Source organism: Microbispora bryophytorum (assembly GCF_043197435.1).
GTDB classification, from domain to species: Bacteria; Actinomycetota; Actinomycetes; order Streptosporangiales; family Streptosporangiaceae; genus Microbispora; species Microbispora bryophytorum.
The window spans coordinates 56,255-73,278 of record NZ_JBICTF010000014.1 but is presented as its reverse complement, the minus strand read 5'-3'; the positions used below and the strand labels follow the sequence as shown (position 1 = coordinate 73,278).

Here is a 17,024-nt window from a genome sequence, read left to right as displayed (position 1 = left end):
GCCGTGGTCAGTGAGGTGTTTCGCCGGTCAGGAACTCGTTGAGGGCCGCGATGATGACCTCCCGGGACTCCGGGCGTGCGAGGGCGGCCGGCTGGAGCGACGGGTATTTCGCGTAGTCGGCGGCTTCGAGCTGGTCGCGGAGACGGGCCGATCCAGGAAGGACGCCGAGCCTCTCGGCGAGCCGTGCCATGCGCTCTCGTGATGCGCCGTGGTTCTGCATGGACCCGAAGTTGACGGCCATGACGGACTTGGCCGGGCTCGTGTAGATGCTCCATACGGAGGCGGTGTCCGAGCCGAGGTTGAACCAGGCGGTCACCGACGGATACTCGCCCTCACCGAAGTAGTACTCGTGGAAGGACGGGTGGCTCTCGGCGTGGCGATAGACGGCCAGTAGCGTCTCGCGAACGTCGGTGGGACAGTACCGCTCGACGGCCTGGAGGAAGCCGGGCTCGTCCCACGTGCGCTTCATCCGGGAGCCGGCGGCCTGTCCTGTTACCGCTGTCGAAGGGGTGCCTCGCATCTCGCTCGGGCTGTCGGGACTCGGGACGGAAAGGGTGTCGCCGACGGCCAGTTGGATGGCGATGGCCATGGTTTCGAGCCAGTCGATCGTCGCCTCCGCTTCGTCGGCGGTGATCGGGGCCTTCTGCCCGGGGCGTACCGGATCGTGGTCGGCGGTGTGGGCGATGTTGTTCCTGCGCCAGGCGATATCCCGCAGCCTCGTCCGGACGCCGTCCGCGGTGATCGGATTCTTCACGTCCTGTCCGGTCAGGACCTGGGCGACCTTCACCCAGAGGTTCACCGTGCTGACGTGCGCGAACCCTTCTTTGATCTTTTCCGGGTTCTGGAAGGTCATGAAGGAGAAATGGCGCTCGAGATGCGCACGGAAGGCCTTGCCGAGGTCTTCGTTGCGGTGGTGGATGTCCTCGAACAACTCCACGGGGATGCTCAGGTTGGTGAACTTGTGGGGGCGCGGCTCTCCCGGGGTCAGCGCGAGGGTAACGGCCCGGTCGACGATCTCGCGCGTGACCCAGTGGTCGAGGGCCGCCACGGCCTGAGTCCAGGCCGCGCGGTAGAGGTCGGTGACGTCGAAGGAGCCGACCCCGAGTCGTTCCAGGCTGCGGCCGCCGTCGACGAGCTGCCGGGCGTACTCGAGGTTCTGCTGGAATTGTTCGAACGCGGCAGGAGTCGGGTCGGGGGGAGGCGGAGGCTGGGGACCGCCCGTCGGCGGGAGGACGACACCGCCCTCAGCGAGGATCGTGCGGAAGCGATCGGCGGTGATGTGCCGCTGCGGGTCGGCCCGGCCGGCGTGGTCGAAGGTCAGGCCTTCCTTTTCGAGGACGTCACGCGGATCATCGGTCCGTTCCGGGTCCAGCCAGCGGAACTGCGGGGAGATCCGTCCTCCCGACTGCAGGACCCGATGAGCATGGTCCGTGTCGGCGCTCTCGGCCATGAAGCCTCCCACCGATTGCGGCGACATGCCGACCAGGGCCGCCAGGTCGCCGTACGTGGTCCAGTAGCCCGGTTCCAGACGCTCCAGGGCCTCCAGGACGACGTTCCAGCGGGGGTCGCTGTAGATACGACCCTGTGGCGGCAGCCTCCTCGCCCGGTACTGACGCGCCAGCTCGCGATACAGCTCGGTGCCTTCGAAGTCGTCGAGCGCGCGGACGCCGGCTTCGGTGATCGCCCAGCCGTTCCGTTTGGTCATCCAGCCGAGCGACGCGGCCTCTCCCGTGCGGAAGCCCAGTTGCGCCCACCACCGCGCCTGGCCGTGCGCGTTGAGCCCCCGGAGCTCCGAGGGGATCGTCACTCTGCTTTCGACTTCGTTGCGTACCTCTTCGGGCCGCAGCGGCCGTCCGGTCTCGCGCAGGAGCTCGAGCGTGGCGCGGAGAATGGGAGAGATCTTGTCGGCGTAGGCCATAGGGGGGATTCCTGCCTTTCGACTGTCGCCCCGGCAGGATAAACAAAGGCTCGGTGAAAGTCCCCCGTCTCACGTAACCCTCACCTCTCCCGACTACGGGTGAAGCAAGGGCGTACGGGTAGGAAGGGGGCCCGGGGCCGGGAACGTGGGGAAGCGGCCAACGCCTCCCGCCCCGACGCCGCGGGCGTGGTGCCTTCCCGATCAATCCGGCCACGCTGGCCGCGGCCGCGCTCGGCCGCCGCAACTACCTGTTCGACAACTCGTCCCTGCGGCGGTTCCTCGACCGCATCCTGCCGATCCGGCGCCTGGAGGAGACGCGGACGCCGTTGTCGGTGCTCACCGCGGATGTGCGGACGGGGCGGCCGGTGGTCCTGTCGCGGGGGCCCGCGCTGCCGGCCCTGCTGGCCGGCGCCGCGATCCCGGCCCTGTATCCCACCGTGACGATCGGGGACCACGTGCTCATGGACGGCGGCGTCGCGGACCTGACCACCTTGGACTACGCGGTGGACGCGGGGGTCGACGAGGCGTACCTGCTGGCGCCCGGATTCTCCTGCCACCTGCCACCTGCCACCTGCCGGCCGCCGGCCGCCGGCCGCGGCGCCGCCGTGGAACCTACGCCTATCTGGAGGCGTCGAACAGCCCGCTGTTCTGGGGCGACGGCGAAGTGCAGATCTTCTCCGACTATCGGCGGCGGGTCGCCGTCGCCGGGATCTCCCGTCGCGAGGTCCTGGCAGATGTCCCCCGCGGATCTGGCGTCACAACGGCACGGTCCGCGCCCGAGGCAGGGTGAACACGGCCACCGGATGAACCCGGCATGGCCCTCGGCTTCTCGTCGCGGCCTGCCCGTCAAGGGGAGCAGGTGGCCGGACTCGCGGCACGGGTTGCGCCGACCTCCGGACCACCCCCCGCCTGGGCAAGTACGATCGACTCGTGACCGAAATGACCGAAACGACGCCAGGCTGGCTCGCTCCCGACGAGATCGAGTCGATGCGCGGCCGGATGCCGATCCTGTACGTGGACGCCGTGCCGGTGCGCGTGGACGACACGGGCACCGTGACCCGCGTCGGCCTGCTGCTGCGGATCGGCGGCGACGGCACCGTGAGCCGGGCGCTGGTGTCCGGGCGGGTGTACTACCACGAGCGCATCCGCGACGCGCTTCTGCGCCATCTGGAGAAGGATCTCGGGCCGGTGGCGCTGCCGAGCGTGCCGGTCTCGCCCACGCCGTTCACGGTGGCGGAGTACTTTCCCACCCCCGGAGTCACGCCGTTCCACGACCCCCGCCAGCACGCGGTCTCCCTGGCGTACATCGTCCCGGTGCGCGGTGACTGCCGGCCCCGGCAGGACGCGCTGGACCTGGAGTGGTTCACCCCCGAGGAGGCGGCCGCCCCGATCGTCCAGCAGGAGATGACCGGCGGTCAGGGCGTGCTGCTCAAACAGGCGCTCGCCTACGTCGGCCGCCTGACCTGATCCGGGGTCACTTCTTCGCGAAGGCCGGGCCGAGCGCCCGCGCCAGTCGGTCCAGCCAGTCGCAGGGGTTCCCGGTGACCTGGGGATACTCGGCGCGGAACTCGTCCCAGTCCACCTCGAGAGAACGGATCGTCTCCGGGCCGAAGTCACCGGCCTCGCGCTCCCCGAGCGCGTCGCGCAGAACCTCGTGCATGAGATCGCGGGGGAGCGTTACGCGCTCGGCGAGCAGGACGGCGTCGTAGAGGTCCTTGCCCTGCGGCCAGATGTCGGAGGCCAGCCAGAGCAGCTTCCATGCCAGGGACAGCTCCGGGGAGGCGGCGAGGATCGGCGTGGGCTCGCCCCCGCCGGCGCGCGGGATCAGGGCGACCTCCGGCGGGACGGGCAGGCGCTCGTTGAAGGTGAAGTCGAGTTGGACGGTCCCCGGCGGAAGGTCGCCGGCCCGCCAGGTGAACACGAGCCGCCGCCCGGGGACGCGGTCGTAGGTCCAGATCTCGTCCGCCGCGATGTCGCCCGGGTCGAAGGTCACCGCGCCGTCGGCCGGTCCGGCCACGGCGGCGGCGATGACGCCCTTGAACATCGCGGCGGTGAGCGGGCTGACCATGTCCACGGTGGGCGGGACGACGACCCAGTCGAGGTCGCCCGGTTCACGCGCCTCCTCGCCGACCCACGCCTCGAGCAGCAGGCTGCCGCGCAGCACGAAATTCTCGTGCCACGGGGACTCGGCGACGATCCGGACGAGATGATCGATCGCCTGGCGGCGGGCCTGCCGCCACCGGCGCCCGGCCTCTGGGTCGTCGAAAATCGGTTCGCCGGCCCGGAACGCACGGTCGAACTGCTTCAGCGCCGGGTCGAAAATCGGCGGCTGGCGGATGCCCGGCCTGTTCGCGACCGGCAGGTAGGTCTCCGGAAAGCCCGGCGTCCCGCGAGGTGGGACGGTGACTCCCTCGGGGAGGGAAACATACGGGAACCGCTCCCAGCTCGACGTCATCTCTCCTCGATCCAGCCGTGGTCGGCATCCGGGTTGTCGTCGTGGACGACGTACTCTCGCTCGGCTTCCAGTACGGCGTAGCCGTGCCGTTCCAGGTCGGCGAGCAGTCCCTCGAATCGGCGGCCCGCCGTGGCCAGCCCGACACCCCGGCATCGCTGCGTGACGAAACGCTCGTGTGAACCGTCGTCGCGCCGTCGGCGGGCGTTCCGCGACACGTGCGCGCCGTGGACCAGGGCGAGCTCGGTGAGGGGCGCCGGGTCTCCCCGGAGGACGACCTTGACGTGATGTTCGAAGTAGCGGTCCGGCATCGCCGCGGCGGCCTCGGCGGTCGGGGGGACGTCCTCGTTCCAAGGAGCCGCCTCGATCTTGACCCGGACCACGCGAAACCCCTCGTCCCGCAACCGCGCCACGTGCGTCGCGGCGGCCGTCCTCTGTGCGCTGAGCGTGCCCGCACCCCGGACGGTGAGCATCGGCTGGGAGCGGACCGTCCCACGATCGAGCACGATGTGGGTGAACTTGGCGTCGTTCTCCCGCGCCCAGGCGGCGAGTGGCGCGACGTCGTCGGCGGCCACCGTCAGGTGGATGTCGAAGACGCCCCTGAACTCCGGGCCGCTCACCGGTGGCGTGGCGCTTCCCGGCGCATCCCCGGTGCTGGGGGAACGTGGCATGACGACGACCATAATCGAGCGCGCGGGCGTACGGCATCGGGATTATCCCGGCCGTACGGCCGCCCGCCTCACCGCAAAAGAACTGGGAACCGAGCGCGTCGCCCAATGCCAGGCCGTACAGGGATGCGGTCGCGCGCGTGACGGGATCGGACGCCATCGCCGCCCGGTCTGGCACAGGCCGGGAGACGGCGCCTTGCTCAGGCGGCGCCGACGACGGCGGCGAGGGCGGGCGGCAGCGGATAGGGCCGTTCGGCGGGCGGCGCCGAGGCGCCCGCCCGGACCGCGCCGAGTGTGTCCGTGATGTCGGTGATGGAGACGATCCACTGGTCGACGTAGCGGTCGACGGCCTCGCGCGACAGGCCGATCTGGATCGACCGGTACGGCAGCGGGTTCAGGTGGGCGTCACGTTCGGGATCCCACTGGATCCGGACGGGGCTGCCGCGGAGCCGGGCGGCCCACGAGGCGTGGTCGTCGCCGGTACCGGGATGACTGGGACAGGAACGGGCGAGCGCCCATTCGATGCCGTCGCGGGTGATCTCCACGGCGAGCACGCGGGTCTGGCCGGGCTTGGTGGCCCAGCCGCTGCGGTACATCATCCAGTGGAACGACGGCTTGATCCAGGTCATCCGCTCCCGTTTGAACGGCGGCACGAACCGTTGCGCCGCGACGGCTCTGCCGGCGATGGCCGGATCGTAGGCCTGGTAGACGGTGACCGCCTCCTCGGTGTAGGCGGCACGGATCTGCCTGCAGGGAACGTTCATGCCGCCGAGTGTCCCCACGCCGTGTCGGAGCGGGCAACCGGTTATCGCCGGTGCCGAGGGCGCACCGCCATCCGCGCGCCGCCGCCGAAGGAGGCGGCGGCGCGACGAGCGGTCGTTCAGTGCCGTGAGGTCAGCACTCGCGAGAGGACCTCGTGGACGTAGGTGTTGGGGTGCTTGCCCGTGAAGAGGGTGGACAGGGGCCCCTGGGCGGTGACCGGCACGTCCGCGCCGGTGTGTTCGGTGGTGGTCCAGTCCATGACGAACTTGAGGTTGCTGCCGTGGACCGGGAACGGACCGTCCTCGGTCGACAGGTCGCTGCCGCTCTCGTCGCTGTCGATGGGGTCTTCCACGGTCAGACCGCCGCAGTCGTGGTCACCCGTGACGACGAGAAGCGTGTCGGGGTGCGCGGCCACGTACGACCTGGCGACCTTGACGGCCTTCTCCAGAGACTTCATGGCCTGGAGCACGCGCGCGCCGTTGTTCTCGTGCGCGAACTCGTCGACGCCCTCTTCTTCGACGAAGAGGAAGAAGCCCTTCTTGTTCGTGCTGAGGGTGTCCAGAGCCTTCTGGGTCATGGTGGCCAGGTCCACGGCCGGAGAGTAGACGTCACCCTGGCCTTCGGGCCGCTGCTGGAACATCTCCTCGTTGCTGAACAGGCCCAGCAGCTTCCCCCGCTTCGCGTGGGCGAGCTCCTTGGCGCTGGAGACGTACTGGTAGCCGGAGCGCTTGGCCCGGTCGATCAGGTTGCCCTTGGTCCCCTTGCTGGCCTCGCTGGGGTCCTCGGCGGGCTTGTCCGGCCAAGCGCCGGGCGTGCCCGCGGGGAGCCACCAGTCCTCGCCACCGCCGAGGATGACGTCCGGCTTGCTGACCGCCAGGTACTGCCGCGCGATCTCGTCCTGAGAGGCGCGGTCGGCGGTCTGGGAGAACCACGCGGCAGGGCTGGCGTCGGTCACCTGAGATGTGGTGACCAGGCCGGTGGACTTGCCCGCCGCCTTGGCCTGCCGGCCCAGGATCGGCAGCGGCTTGCCCTTGACGTCCACGCTGATGGCGCCGTTGTAGGTCTTGGTTCCCGTCGCCCAGGCGGTGGCCGCGGCGGCGGAGTCGGTGATGGCCGTCTTGGGATCGTGCGGACTGGTGCTCAGCTGCCCGGAGACCGGGAGCTTGTCCATGGTGAGCTGTCCGTCGAGACCAGCCAGGGACAGCCTCGCGGCTTCACGATGCGCCGCGGACATGCCGTCACCGTTGATGAAGATGACACTGCGTGCCCGTCCGGCGCCGTGGTCGGAGGTCGCGGCGTTCGCGGACAGGACAGGAGTGAGAACCGTGCTGACGACCACGGTCGTGGCCACGGTCGTCGCAGGAACAAGCAGCCGCAGCAGACGCTTGCGGGAGGAACCCATTAAAACCCCCAAGTGGGTATCTGTTTGCAAGATGGGGATATTACGGGCGAAAACCCACCATCAGGTGAACGTGGCCTGGAGACATCTTTAACCACGTCGGGCCAACTCCACCGCCGATCGCGATCTTTGTTTACTGCGCGTAAACCCAGTGTTGTCATGGTGCACACCGTCCAGCGTCCTTAGCGGGGCTAGCTTTCTCGCTGCCGTACCGATCACTGAACCTGCGATCGGGTGTCGGCTGCCGAGGAAGGACACGGATGGGAAAAGTCGACGAAAACAGGAGCCCGGCGGTCCGGGCTCGCGGGATCACGAAGTCCTTCGGCGATGTGGTCGCACTCGACGGCGTCGACCTCGACGTGGTGTACGGGCAGGTCCACGGCCTGGTCGGCCCGAACGGCGCGGGCAAGACGACGCTCCTCGGCCTGCTGCTGGGCTTGGCGGTCGCGGACGGCGGCCGCCTCGAGATCCTGGGCACGCCGGTCGGGCGGACGCTCGCCGTCCCCCAGGGCGTCGCGGGCTTCGTCGACGGGCCCGGGCTCTATCCCTCGCTCACCGCGCGACAGAACCTCTCGGCCCTGGCCTCGCTGGGCCGGTGCGACGACGATGGCGCCACCGGCGTCGACGACGCGCTGGAGCAGGTCGGGCTCACCGACGTCGCCGACGACCGTGTCCGGGGCTTCTCACTGGGGATGCGCCAGCGGCTCGGGCTCGCCGCGGCGCTGCTCACCAAGCCGCGACTGCTCGTCCTCGACGAGCCGGCCAACGGCCTGGACCCCGCGGGCAAGCACCACGTGCACCGCGTCATCGCCGGACTCGCCGCGGAGGGGACCGCGGTGGTCCTGTCCAGCCATCGCATGGACGACCTCGCCGCGCTGTGCTCCGAGGTGACCATCCTCGCCACCGGACGGGTCGTCTTCTCGGGTCCGGTGAGCAAGCTCGCCGCCGAGAGCGGCGAGCTCGACTACCGGCTGCTCACCTCCGACCCCGCGGCCGCCCACCGGCTGGCGTCGGAGACGCCCGGGCTCCGTGTCGCGCCCGGTAGCGACCCCGCCCAACGACTCGACGCCGGCGCACTCGTGGTACGCGGGCCCGTGCCGGCCGTCGACGAGCTGGTCGTACGGCTGGTGCGGGGCGGCGTGGCGCTCCGGGAGCTGGCGCCCGTGGTGACGCCGCTCGAGGCCGCGTTCCTCGCCCTGACCGGGGCCGGTGCCGCCCCTGTGCGGACCGGCCAGGAGGAGCAGATGGATCAGGAGGACCTGCGATGACCGCCACCGTCACCGTCACCGCCACCGCCACCCGGCCCCCGGGCGGCGCCCGGCCGGCGCCCGTGCTGCCCGGCTACCGGTTCGAGCTGGCCAAGCTGCTCTCCCAGTGGCGCATCCGCCTGCTGCTGCTCGCCTGCTGGATCGCTCCGGCGGCCTTCGTGGCCGCCGTGAGCCTGCAGAGCTCGCTCCCCGCCGACACGGTCTTCGGCCGCTGGATGAACGCGACCGGCTGGGCGGGGGCGCTGGTCGTACTCGACTTCTCGTGCAGCTGGGCGCTTCCGCTGCTGACGGCGCTTGTCGCCGGCGACGTCTTCGCGGCCGAGGACCGGCTGGGCACCTGGCGCCACCTCCTCGTGGCGGTCCGCTCACCGAGGCGGATCTTCGTGGCGAAGGGCCTCGCCAGCCTGACCGTGCTCCTGCTGCTGGTGGCGGGGCTGGCCGCGTCGGGCATCGTCGGCGGCCTGGCGGCGGTCGGCAACCGGCCGCTCGCCGGCCTGGACGGCCATCTTCTCGCCCCGGCGGACGCCGCCGCCACGGTTCTGCTCGCCTGGGTGTGCGTGCTGGCGCCGACGGTGGCGTTCGCCGCCGTGGGGCTCCTCGGCTCGGTGGCCCTGGGCCGCTCACCGATGGGGCTGCTGATGCCCGCGCTGCTCGCCCTGGTGCTGCAGCTCGCGCAGCTGCTCCCGCTGCCGGTGGCGGTGCGCACGGCCCTGCCGAACAGCGCCTTCATCGCCTGGCGCGGGCTCTTCACCAGCCCGGCGCAGACGGGCCCCCTCCTCATCGGTCTCGCGGTGAGCCTGGTCTGGGCGGTCGCCGCCACCGCGCTGGCCTACCGGCTGTTCCTGCGCCGCGACTTCACCGACCTCACGTACGACGGGTCGGGCCGGCGGGTCGTCGTGGCGGCGGTCCTGCCGCTGGCCGCGCTGGTCGTCCTCACCGTGGGCGTGATCGCCGTCGCGACCCCGGCCACGGGCTCGGGGATCGAGAAGGGGAAGCTGCAGGACTCGCTCGCCACGGCGTACGCCCATCTCTACCGGCTGCAGACGCGGGAGCTCCATCGGCCCGACGTCACCGAGGCGCGGCTGGGGGCGTCCGCGTCGTGCGACAAGGGCGGCTCCCGGGTCCTCGACCGGGGACCGGGCAACGACTGGCGGTGCGTCGTCTCCTGGCACCTGCCGGGCGCGAGCGCCGTCGGCTCCGCCATCTACCAGCTCGACGTCACCGCGGACGGGCGGTACGTCGCCGACGGAGACGGACCCAAGGAGGTGAACGGCTACTTCCAGGTGCGCACCCCTGCCGGGGACGCGCCCAACCCCCTCTGGCAGTTCGACGGGAACGTCGACCTGCTCGCAAGCACCCCGAAGGAATGATTCATGCACGTCACGCGCCAGCGCGTCGCCAAGGTCCCTCTCGGACTCCTCAGCGGACGCACCGGCCGGCGGACCCGCCTCCTCGCGTCCGCCACCGCCGCTCTCGTCGTCACCGGCGGCGGCATCGCCTACGCGTCCACCGACGTATTCGGCACCCAGCAGGTCGGCCAGACCACCGGCAAGGGCCTGGTCGTGTCGAGTGACCAGTACATCGACCCCATCGGCGAGCGTCTCGTCATCGACAACGGCAAGATCATGTCGTCCTCGGTCAGCCCGGACGGCACCCACCTCGCCGCCTCCGTCACCGACGGCGGGATGGCGCTCGTCATCGTCGACCTGAAGGACTGGAAGGTGCAGCAGGTCGTCGGCAACAACGCCGCGGCGAACCTGCGCATCACCGACAACCTCGTGGGCCAGGAAGGCCCCACGTACTCGCCCGACGGCTCGCAGCTGTGGCTGGGCCGGGCCGACGGCTTCACCAGGTTCACCGTGAACCCGGACGGCTCCCTCGCCGCCCCGGTCAACGTCACCATCGCCGCGCAGGGCTCGAAGCGCGCGCTGGTGGGTGAGCCGGTGTTCTCCGCCGACGGCAAGACCGTGTACGTCGCCGTCAACGGCCAGAACCGGGTGGTCGCCATGGACGCGGCGACCGGAGCCGTTCAGCAGAGCTGGGCCGTGGGCAACGCCCCGCGGGACATGGTCATGGTCGGGACCAAGCTCTACGTCAGCAACGAGGGCGGCCGCCCGGCCAGGCCCGGCGAGACCACGATCAACTCCTACGGCACCCAGGTGCCGGCCGACCCCAACACCGGCGCCACCACCACCGGCACGGTCAGCGTCATCGACCTGGCGAACCCGTCCGCCGCGCCCGCGAGCATCGACGTCGGCCTGCACCCGACCAGCCTGTACGTCAAGAACGGCGCGCTGTTCGTCACCAACACCGCCACCAACGACGTGTCGGTCATCGACACCGCCGCCGACAAGGTCGTCCAGACCATCGCCACCCAGCCCTGGCCGCAGGCATCCGTGGGCTACGAGCCCGACGCGGTGACGCTCACCGACGACGGTCACCTGCTGGTGACGCTCGGCCGCGCCAACGCGGTCGCCGTCTACCGGTACACGAGCCCGCAGGAGCCGGTCGGCTACGTCGGCCTGCTCCCGACCGACTACTTCCCGGCGGAGATCACCACGGTCGGCGACCAGGTGCTGGTCTCCAACACCCGTGGCATCGACGCCCGCCGCCCCACCACCGCCGCCGGGCACGGCACCCACGACACGACGTCGAGCCTGCAGCGGTTCACGCTGCCGGACGACAAGGAGATCGCCAAGTCCACGGCCACGGTCTTCGAGCAGAACGGCTGGGGCAAGAACGACGTCAAGATCGCCCACGGCAACAAGCAGAAGGCCGAGCCGGTCCCGAAGCGTCTCGGCGACCCCTCGACGATCAAGCACGTCTTCCTGATCGTCAAGGAGAACCGGACCTACGACCAGGTCCTCGGTGACATTCCGCAGGGCAACGGCGACCCGTCGCTGGCCCAGTACGGCGAGAACGTGACGCCGAACCAGCACGCGTTGGCGCGCCAGTTCGGCCTGTACGACAACACCTACGACATCGGCACCAACTCCGCCGAAGGCCACAACTGGCTGATGCAGGCCGACAACCCGGAGTACACCGAGTCCTCGGCCGGTCAGTACCTGCGCAGCTACGACACCGAGGACGACGCCCTCGGCCACCAGCGGACCGGCTTCATCTGGAGTGGTGCGCAGGCCGCGGGCAAGACCGTGCGGAACTTCGGTGAGTTCCACCAGTTCCTCACCAAGCCCTCGGGCGCGACGTGGCAGAACCTGTACTGCGACACCAAGAACATGGAAGCCACCGGGGCGAACACCGCCTACACCCTGAACTCGTCCTCGCCCATCCCGTCGCTCAACGACGTGTCGGTGCACGGCTTCCCGAAGTTCGACACCAGTGTCCCGGACATCTACCGGTACGAGATCTGGAAGCGTGACTTCGACGCCAACGGGCCGGCCAACCTGAACATGTTCTGGCTGTCCAGCGACCACACCGGCGGTCCGGTGAACGGCGCCGCCCAGGTCGCCGACAACGACCTGGCCGTCGGCAGGATCGTCGACAAGATCTCGCACAGCGAGTACTGGAAGGACTCGGCGATCTTCGTCGTCGAGGACGACTCCCAGGCCGGCACCGACCACGTCGACGGCCATCGTGCCCCGATCCAGATCATCAGCCCCTGGGCGAAGCACGGCACCGTGGACAGCCGCTACTACACGCAGATCACCATGATCCGCACCATCGAGCAGATCCTCGGGATCCAGCCGATGAACCAGAAGGACAGCGCCGCCACCCCGATGGCGGCGGTTTTCACCGGCAAGCCCGACTACACGCCGTTCACCGCCCTGCCGAACCGCACGTCGCTGACGCTGGGCCTGTCGGGCTCCACCCTGCCGTCCTGCGGTGCGGACACCCCCGCGCCGCAGAACCCGGCCGCGGCGGCGGCGCCGTTGGCGAAGGTGCCCGCGGACAAGCAGGACATCGCGAAGAAGTGGGGCGCCTGGAAGTCGCACCAGGCGTTCAACGGGCCGGGCGCCAGGGCCGACTCCGGGAACCCGGAGCAGATGAACCGCTTCTCCTGGTACGAGGCGCACGACTACAAGAAGCCCTACCCGGGTGACGGCGAGATCTACGCGCCGGACCAGGTGCCGGGCGCCTACATCCCGTCGTCGGACAACGACGGCTGACGCAGGCCGATCAGACGGAAGGGCCCTTGACCGGCGTCACCGCCGGCCAGGGGCCCTTTCCGTCCCTGCAGAGAGCGGGACCGCGTGCGCGTGTGGCCGGGTCAGCGCCGCGCCTGCGCGCCGCTGCCCGTCTTGGTCCGCAGGAGTTCGGTGAACAGGTTCTCCCACAGCGGCATGACGTTCGCCGGCGCGTACTCCCCGGAGGTGGCCACGGCGGCGGCGCCCATCCGCAGCCGCAGGTCGCGGTCGGCGATGAGCCGGTTCAGGGCCGCGGCGAAGGCGTCCACGTCCCCGCTGGGCACCAGGACGCCGTCGGTCCCGTCGGTGAGCACGTCGCGGGGGCCGGTCGGGCAGTCGAAGGCCACGATCGGCAGCGCGTGGGTCATCGCCTCGATCATGACCATCGGCAGGCCCTCGAAACGGCTGCTCAGCGCGTAGATCGAGGCCCGGGCGAGCTCGTCGTCGAGGCGGTTGGTCCGGCCCATCAACGTCACGTGCGCGGACAGGCCGTGCTCGCCGATCAGCCCCCGCAGGGCGGCCTTCTTCGGGCCGGTGCCGAAGACGCGCAGGCGCCACTCCGGATGTTCCTTCACCACCTGGGCGAACGCCGGCAGCAGCAGGTCGAAGCCCTTCTGCTTGACCAGGCGTCCGGCGGCGACCACGATCGGGTTCTCCTGCCGGGACGGCGCCTGGTTCACCGAGTGCACCGCGTTCGGAATCCGCACGATCCTCGTGCCGGGCAGCGCCTGCTCGTACTCGCGCTGGTCGCTGGCCGTCAGCACGGCGACCGCGTCGAAGCCGCCGTAGTGCCGGATGAGCTCCTCGCGCAGCGGTTCCGGGTAGGTGCCGAGATTCATGTGCTCCTGCGCCACCCGCACGACGTTCTTGGAGGCGCGGCGCACGGAGATGAGGTTCAGCGCCGGGCGCGTGGTGACGAGGACCCCTTCGTCCACCGAGGTGACGTAGTCGATGACCGCCTTCTCGACCCGCTCGGTGAAGTAGCCCGCGGCGAACTCGCCGTAGGGCACGATCTTGCCGCGCAGCCGCCGCCACACGCGCCGGCTGAGAGAGTCGGCCTGCACGCCGGACCGCTGGTCCACCAGCGTGGTGAGCATGACCTCGGGATGCAGCCGGAACTGCGGCTCCTCGCGGCGGCGCACCACGCTGACGATCTCGACTTCGTGGCCGAGCGCGGCCATCGCGTTCGCCTGGTTGACCACGGTGCGGATCGTGCCGCCCATGCCGTAGGCGTGCAGGAGCATGTAACGGATTCTCATCGGCCCTCCTCCTCGGGGAGGTAGCCCCAGCTGCGGCACATGGGTTTGAGCAGGTCGGGTATCTCGTCGGGCCCGGGCAGGTCGCGTCCCTGCTGCACCGCGCCTGACCGGATCTTGTCGCTCCAGTCGCCCAGGCCCTTCTGCACCACCTTCTGCTCGCCGTACGCCAGCATGCCGGGCTCCCACTCCACCTCGAGGAAGTCGCAGATGGCGCGGGTCGTCTTCTCCGGCTCGCCGGTCAGATCCTCATACCGGACGGTCAGGCCGGTGAGCGCCTTCCTGGCCCGTTGCACCGCCTTCATGTAACGCAGCGCGTCGGAGGCGGCCTCCTCCCGGGTGCGCTTGACGGGGTCGGCCTCATACCAGGAGGCGGCGATGGAGGCGGGGTGGCGCAGCAGGAAGACATACCGGGCGTCGGGCCAGCAGGCGGAGATCCGGGCGTACGCGAAGGCGTTGGCGGGAGTCTTGTCCACGATGGTCCGCTTACCGCTCCGCACCAGTTCGCGGTGGAGCACCCGGTCCCACAGCATGTGCTCCAGGTCGGCCTGGTTGTGGCCGAGCGCCTCCATGGCCTTGCGGGCCAGCGGCGTGCCGAACCCTACGGTCAGCCGCCTGACGTGCAGCTCGTGCGGGGCATGGAGTTCGGGGTGCGCGTTCAGGAGCGACCGCAGCAGGGTGGAGCCCGACCGCACCGGGGACATGATGAACACCGGCGCGACCAGAAGGCGGTCGGCGCGAGGATCGGCGGGGGGACGCACCAGCTCCTCCGGCGCCGGAGCCGGAGCGGGGCCCGCGGGCGACGACTGGGCGGCGGGCCGGACACGGGTGAGCTGGACTCCCGTGAACTTGACGAGTGCGCCGTTGATCCTCCGCTGCCATGTCATGGCCCGCGAGATTACCGGGGCTTCCGGGGAAATCCCTGAGAATCCGCCTCCGGCTCACCTGTGATCCCACCCTGTCTCACCAGGTGGCTTACGGCCTGCGCGCGGTCCCGTCCGGCGCGGCCGTCGTCCCGCCGCCGGGATCCGCTCCTCCGCCCCCGAATATGGACGTCTGACAACGCGAAACCGGATCCGGCCGGACATTCGTCCGAACCGGATCCGGTTTCGTCAGAGGTCAGGTGCCAGGGATCAGCTGCTGCAGGTGACGGACGGAGTGGCCGCGCTGCCGTTGGCGGTGAAGCCGACGGTGGTGGACGAGCCGGCCGCGATGGAGCCGTTGTAGGGAGCGTTGCGGACCGTCACGGAGGAGCCGGACACGCTCTGCGTGCCGTTCCACACGCTGCTGAAGGTCTGCCCGCCGGACCAGGTCCAGTTCAGGGTCCAGCCGTTGACCGCCGAGCTGCCGGCGGTGACCGTGACCTCGGACTGGAAGCCGCCGGGCCAGGAGTTCACCGTACGCATGGTCGCGCTGCATCCACCCGGCTGGGGTGAGGTGCCGGGCGACGGGCTGACCGGCGGGGTCGGGCTGGGGCTGGGGCTGGGGCTGACCGGGGGAGTGGGGCTGGGTGAGGTGTTGGGAGCCGCGTTGTTGAGGGCGTTGAGGACCGAGGTGTAGGCGGCCTTCTTGTTGCCGTTGCCGTCGAACAGCAGCGGGGTCTGGCTGGAGCGCCAGGAGTCGCTGTCGCGCACGCCCCACACGGTGATGCCGACGCAGCGGGCGACCGCGAGGCAGTCGTTGACGATGTTGGCGTAGGTGGTGGACGAGGCGCCCTCGACGTCCAGCTCGGTGATCGCCACGTCGACGCCCAGCGCGGCGAAGCTCTGCAGCGTGGTGCGGTAGTTGCTGTTGTAGGCGCTGCCGCTGTTGAAGTGGCCCTGCAGGCCGACGCAGTCGATCGGCACGCCGCGGGACTTGAAGTCCTTGACCATGTTGTAGACGCCCTGGGTCTTGGCCCAGGTCCAGTTGTCGATGTTGTAGTCGTTGTAGCAGAGCTTGGCGGCCGGGTCGGCGGCCCGCGCGGTGCGGAAGGCGACCTCGATCCAGTCGTTGCCGGTCCGCTGCAGGTTGGAGTCGCGCCGCCCGCCGTTGCCGTCGTCGAAGGCCTCGTTGACCACGTCCCAGTAGGGGATCTTGCCCTTGTAGTGAGCCATGACGCCGTTGATGTGGTTGATCATCGCCTGGCGCAGCGCGCTGCCGCTGAGGGACTGCATCCAGCCCGGCTGCTGGGAGTGCCAGGCCAGCGTGTGCCCACGCACCTGCTTGCCGTTCTGCACCGCCCAATTGTAGATCCGGTCGGCGTTGTTGAAGTTGAACTGCCCCTGGTTCGGCTCAGTCGCGTCGATCTTCATCTCGTTCTCGGCCGTGACCATGTTGAACTCACGATTCGCGATCGTCGTGTAGTTCGAGTCACCCAGCCTGCTCGAGCTGATCGCCGTACCGAAATACCGGCCGCTCTGCGCCGCCGCGGCGCCCAGAGTGCTCGCCGCCGCGTCGGCGGGAACCGACACCGCCACGGCGGTGACCGCGCTGAGAACACCGAGCGCGCCGGCGAGCAGCACCCGGCCGCGGCGCGGGCGCCGGAGCCGATCTGACGGGGTGGCGTTTGTATCCATGCCTGAGCCTCCACAACTGAATCACGGAAAGCGGACATCCGCGGGAGCGATACCGCGTCCCGTTGCGGGGACGCACACCACGAGGGAGCCGCGGACGGCGCCCCCCTGCCCCTTCACCACCGACCTGACAGGGGAGACCGCCTCGGGGACTCAGTCTGGAAATCTCGCCGAAATGTGTCAAGACTCCTTTGAAACTTTCGGTGACCTTGGTTGCCGGACAGGCCCGACAGGCGCTCCGATGAGCGCTCCTGCCTCCGAAAACAGGGCGGTCACCTTGGCATGCGGGCGGGGTTGCCGATGAAAGTTTCAGTGCCATACCGGGCTCGATCGCGGTCGGGTGGGTGCCGATATCTCCTGCTGAGTGACGTCCGCCGCACACCGTGGCGTGGAACGAGGTGCGCCGCCCTCTTGACGGCACCTCCCCGCTTCGTATTTGCTCCGCGCACCACCACCGGCCGATCCCCCCGGGGAGAGGAGCAGTCGACTCATCTAGTGGATGTTAACGCTAACAAGGCCGCTGTCGAGTGCTGTGGACTCCGGCCTCGCCGCCTGACGGGGCCCTCCCATGGGAACCGCATCGCGACACCTGAGCCTCGGC

Annotated in this window: 12 protein-coding genes and 1 pseudogene; 5 read left to right on the top strand and 8 right to left on the bottom strand. The window is 70.0% G+C overall.

Translation table 11 applies throughout. From position 1 onward, the window contains the following. Positions 1-7 precede the first annotated feature (7 nt). A complete protein-coding gene (locus tag ACGFIB_RS34260) occupies positions 8-1,918 on the bottom strand; it encodes an MGMT family protein (RefSeq protein WP_393377458.1) in 1,911 nt (636 codons plus the stop codon). A gap of 200 nt (positions 1,919-2,118) precedes the next feature. Between ACGFIB_RS34260 and ACGFIB_RS34255 the strand changes: the two are divergent. Next, a pseudogene (locus ACGFIB_RS34255) lies at positions 2,119-2,361 on the top strand (hypothetical protein); the annotation flags it as partial. Between the two features lie 487 nt (positions 2,362-2,848). Then, a complete protein-coding gene (locus tag ACGFIB_RS34250) occupies positions 2,849-3,385 on the top strand; it encodes an NUDIX hydrolase family protein (protein WP_435822352.1) in 537 nt (178 codons plus the stop codon). Positions 3,386-3,392: 7 nt separating this feature from the next. Here ACGFIB_RS34250 and ACGFIB_RS34245 read toward each other — a convergent pair whose 3' ends face one another. From ACGFIB_RS34245 to ACGFIB_RS34230, 4 genes are all read right to left on the bottom strand, one after another. Next, on the bottom strand, positions 3,393-4,373 hold the full coding sequence (locus ACGFIB_RS34245; RefSeq protein ID WP_393377455.1) for a nucleotidyl transferase AbiEii/AbiGii toxin family protein: 981 nt from the start codon (positions 4,371-4,373) through the stop codon (positions 3,393-3,395). Next, positions 4,370-5,041, bottom strand: coding sequence for a hypothetical protein (locus tag ACGFIB_RS34240; RefSeq protein WP_208762318.1), 672 nt, complete (start codon positions 5,039-5,041; stop codon positions 4,370-4,372). Before ACGFIB_RS34240 ends, ACGFIB_RS34245 begins: the two co-directional genes overlap by 4 nt. Before the next feature lie 197 nt (positions 5,042-5,238). Beyond that, on the bottom strand, positions 5,239-5,802 hold the full coding sequence (locus tag ACGFIB_RS34235; protein ID WP_393377452.1) for a DUF4291 domain-containing protein: 564 nt from the start codon (positions 5,800-5,802) through the stop codon (positions 5,239-5,241). 116 nt (positions 5,803-5,918) lie between these two features. Continuing rightward, entirely contained in the window at positions 5,919-7,202 is a 1,284-nt protein-coding gene (locus tag ACGFIB_RS34230; protein WP_357264220.1) for an alkaline phosphatase, read from the bottom strand. Between the two features lie 257 nt (positions 7,203-7,459). Here ACGFIB_RS34230 and ACGFIB_RS34225 point away from each other — a divergent pair, with 257 nt between their 5' ends. The 3 genes from ACGFIB_RS34225 to ACGFIB_RS34215 are packed head-to-tail and all read left to right on the top strand — an operon-like array spanning position 7,460 to position 12,594. Continuing rightward, the gene (locus tag ACGFIB_RS34225) at positions 7,460-8,467 is read left to right on the top strand and encodes an ABC transporter ATP-binding protein (protein ID WP_393377449.1); all 1,008 of its coding nucleotides are present in this window, start codon (positions 7,460-7,462) and stop codon (positions 8,465-8,467) included. Beyond that, positions 8,464-9,837: an ABC transporter permease gene (locus tag ACGFIB_RS34220; protein WP_393377447.1), complete on the top strand. Its 1,374-nt coding sequence runs from the start codon at positions 8,464-8,466 to the stop codon at positions 9,835-9,837. The genes ACGFIB_RS34225 and ACGFIB_RS34220 overlap by 4 nt, the downstream gene beginning before the upstream one ends. Before the next feature lie 3 nt (positions 9,838-9,840). Beyond that, positions 9,841-12,594, top strand: a complete 2,754-nt coding sequence (locus ACGFIB_RS34215; RefSeq protein ID WP_393377445.1) for an alkaline phosphatase family protein — start codon at positions 9,841-9,843, stop codon at positions 12,592-12,594. 101 nt (positions 12,595-12,695) lie between these two features. On the opposite strand, the gene ACGFIB_RS34210 is transcribed toward ACGFIB_RS34215, so the two are convergent. The 3 genes from ACGFIB_RS34210 to ACGFIB_RS34200 all read right to left on the bottom strand — a co-directional run bounded on the left by ACGFIB_RS34210 (position 12,696) and on the right by ACGFIB_RS34200 (position 16,426). Beyond that, on the bottom strand, positions 12,696-13,871 hold the full coding sequence (locus tag ACGFIB_RS34210) for a glycosyltransferase family 4 protein (protein ID WP_357264232.1): 1,176 nt from the start codon (positions 13,869-13,871) through the stop codon (positions 12,696-12,698). Beyond that, a complete protein-coding gene (locus ACGFIB_RS34205) occupies positions 13,868-14,755 on the bottom strand; it encodes a sulfotransferase family protein (protein ID WP_142572865.1) in 888 nt (295 codons plus the stop codon). The genes ACGFIB_RS34210 and ACGFIB_RS34205 overlap by 4 nt, the downstream gene beginning before the upstream one ends. Before the next feature lie 246 nt (positions 14,756-15,001). After that, a complete protein-coding gene (locus tag ACGFIB_RS34200; protein ID WP_393377442.1) occupies positions 15,002-16,426 on the bottom strand; it encodes an endo-1,4-beta-xylanase in 1,425 nt (474 codons plus the stop codon). Positions 16,427-17,024 lie beyond the last annotated feature (598 nt).

Bases quoted from the DNA above. Each gene is read 5' to 3' on its own strand.
- ACGFIB_RS34260 (WP_393377458.1), bottom strand. From the start codon at position 1,918: ATGGCCTACGCCGACAAGATCTCTCCCATTCTCCGCGCCACGCTCGAG.
- ACGFIB_RS34245 (WP_393377455.1), bottom strand. From the start codon at position 4,373: ATGACGTCGAGCTGGGAGCGGTTCCCGTATGTTTCCCTCCCCGAGGGA.
- ACGFIB_RS34240 (WP_208762318.1), bottom strand. From the start codon at position 5,041: ATGCCACGTTCCCCCAGCACCGGGGATGCGCCGGGAAGCGCCACGCCA.
- ACGFIB_RS34235 (WP_393377452.1), bottom strand. From the start codon at position 5,802: ATGAACGTTCCCTGCAGGCAGATCCGTGCCGCCTACACCGAGGAGGCG.
- ACGFIB_RS34230 (WP_357264220.1), bottom strand. From the start codon at position 7,202: ATGGGTTCCTCCCGCAAGCGTCTGCTGCGGCTGCTTGTTCCTGCGACG.
- ACGFIB_RS34225 (WP_393377449.1), top strand. From the start codon at position 7,460: ATGGGAAAAGTCGACGAAAACAGGAGCCCGGCGGTCCGGGCTCGCGGG.
- ACGFIB_RS34220 (WP_393377447.1), top strand. From the start codon at position 8,464: ATGACCGCCACCGTCACCGTCACCGCCACCGCCACCCGGCCCCCGGGC.
- ACGFIB_RS34215 (WP_393377445.1), top strand. From the start codon at position 9,841: ATGCACGTCACGCGCCAGCGCGTCGCCAAGGTCCCTCTCGGACTCCTC.
- ACGFIB_RS34210 (WP_357264232.1), bottom strand. From the start codon at position 13,871: ATGAGAATCCGTTACATGCTCCTGCACGCCTACGGCATGGGCGGCACG.
- ACGFIB_RS34205 (WP_142572865.1), bottom strand. From the start codon at position 14,755: ATGACATGGCAGCGGAGGATCAACGGCGCACTCGTCAAGTTCACGGGA.
- ACGFIB_RS34200 (WP_393377442.1), bottom strand. From the start codon at position 16,426: ATGGATACAAACGCCACCCCGTCAGATCGGCTCCGGCGCCCGCGCCGC.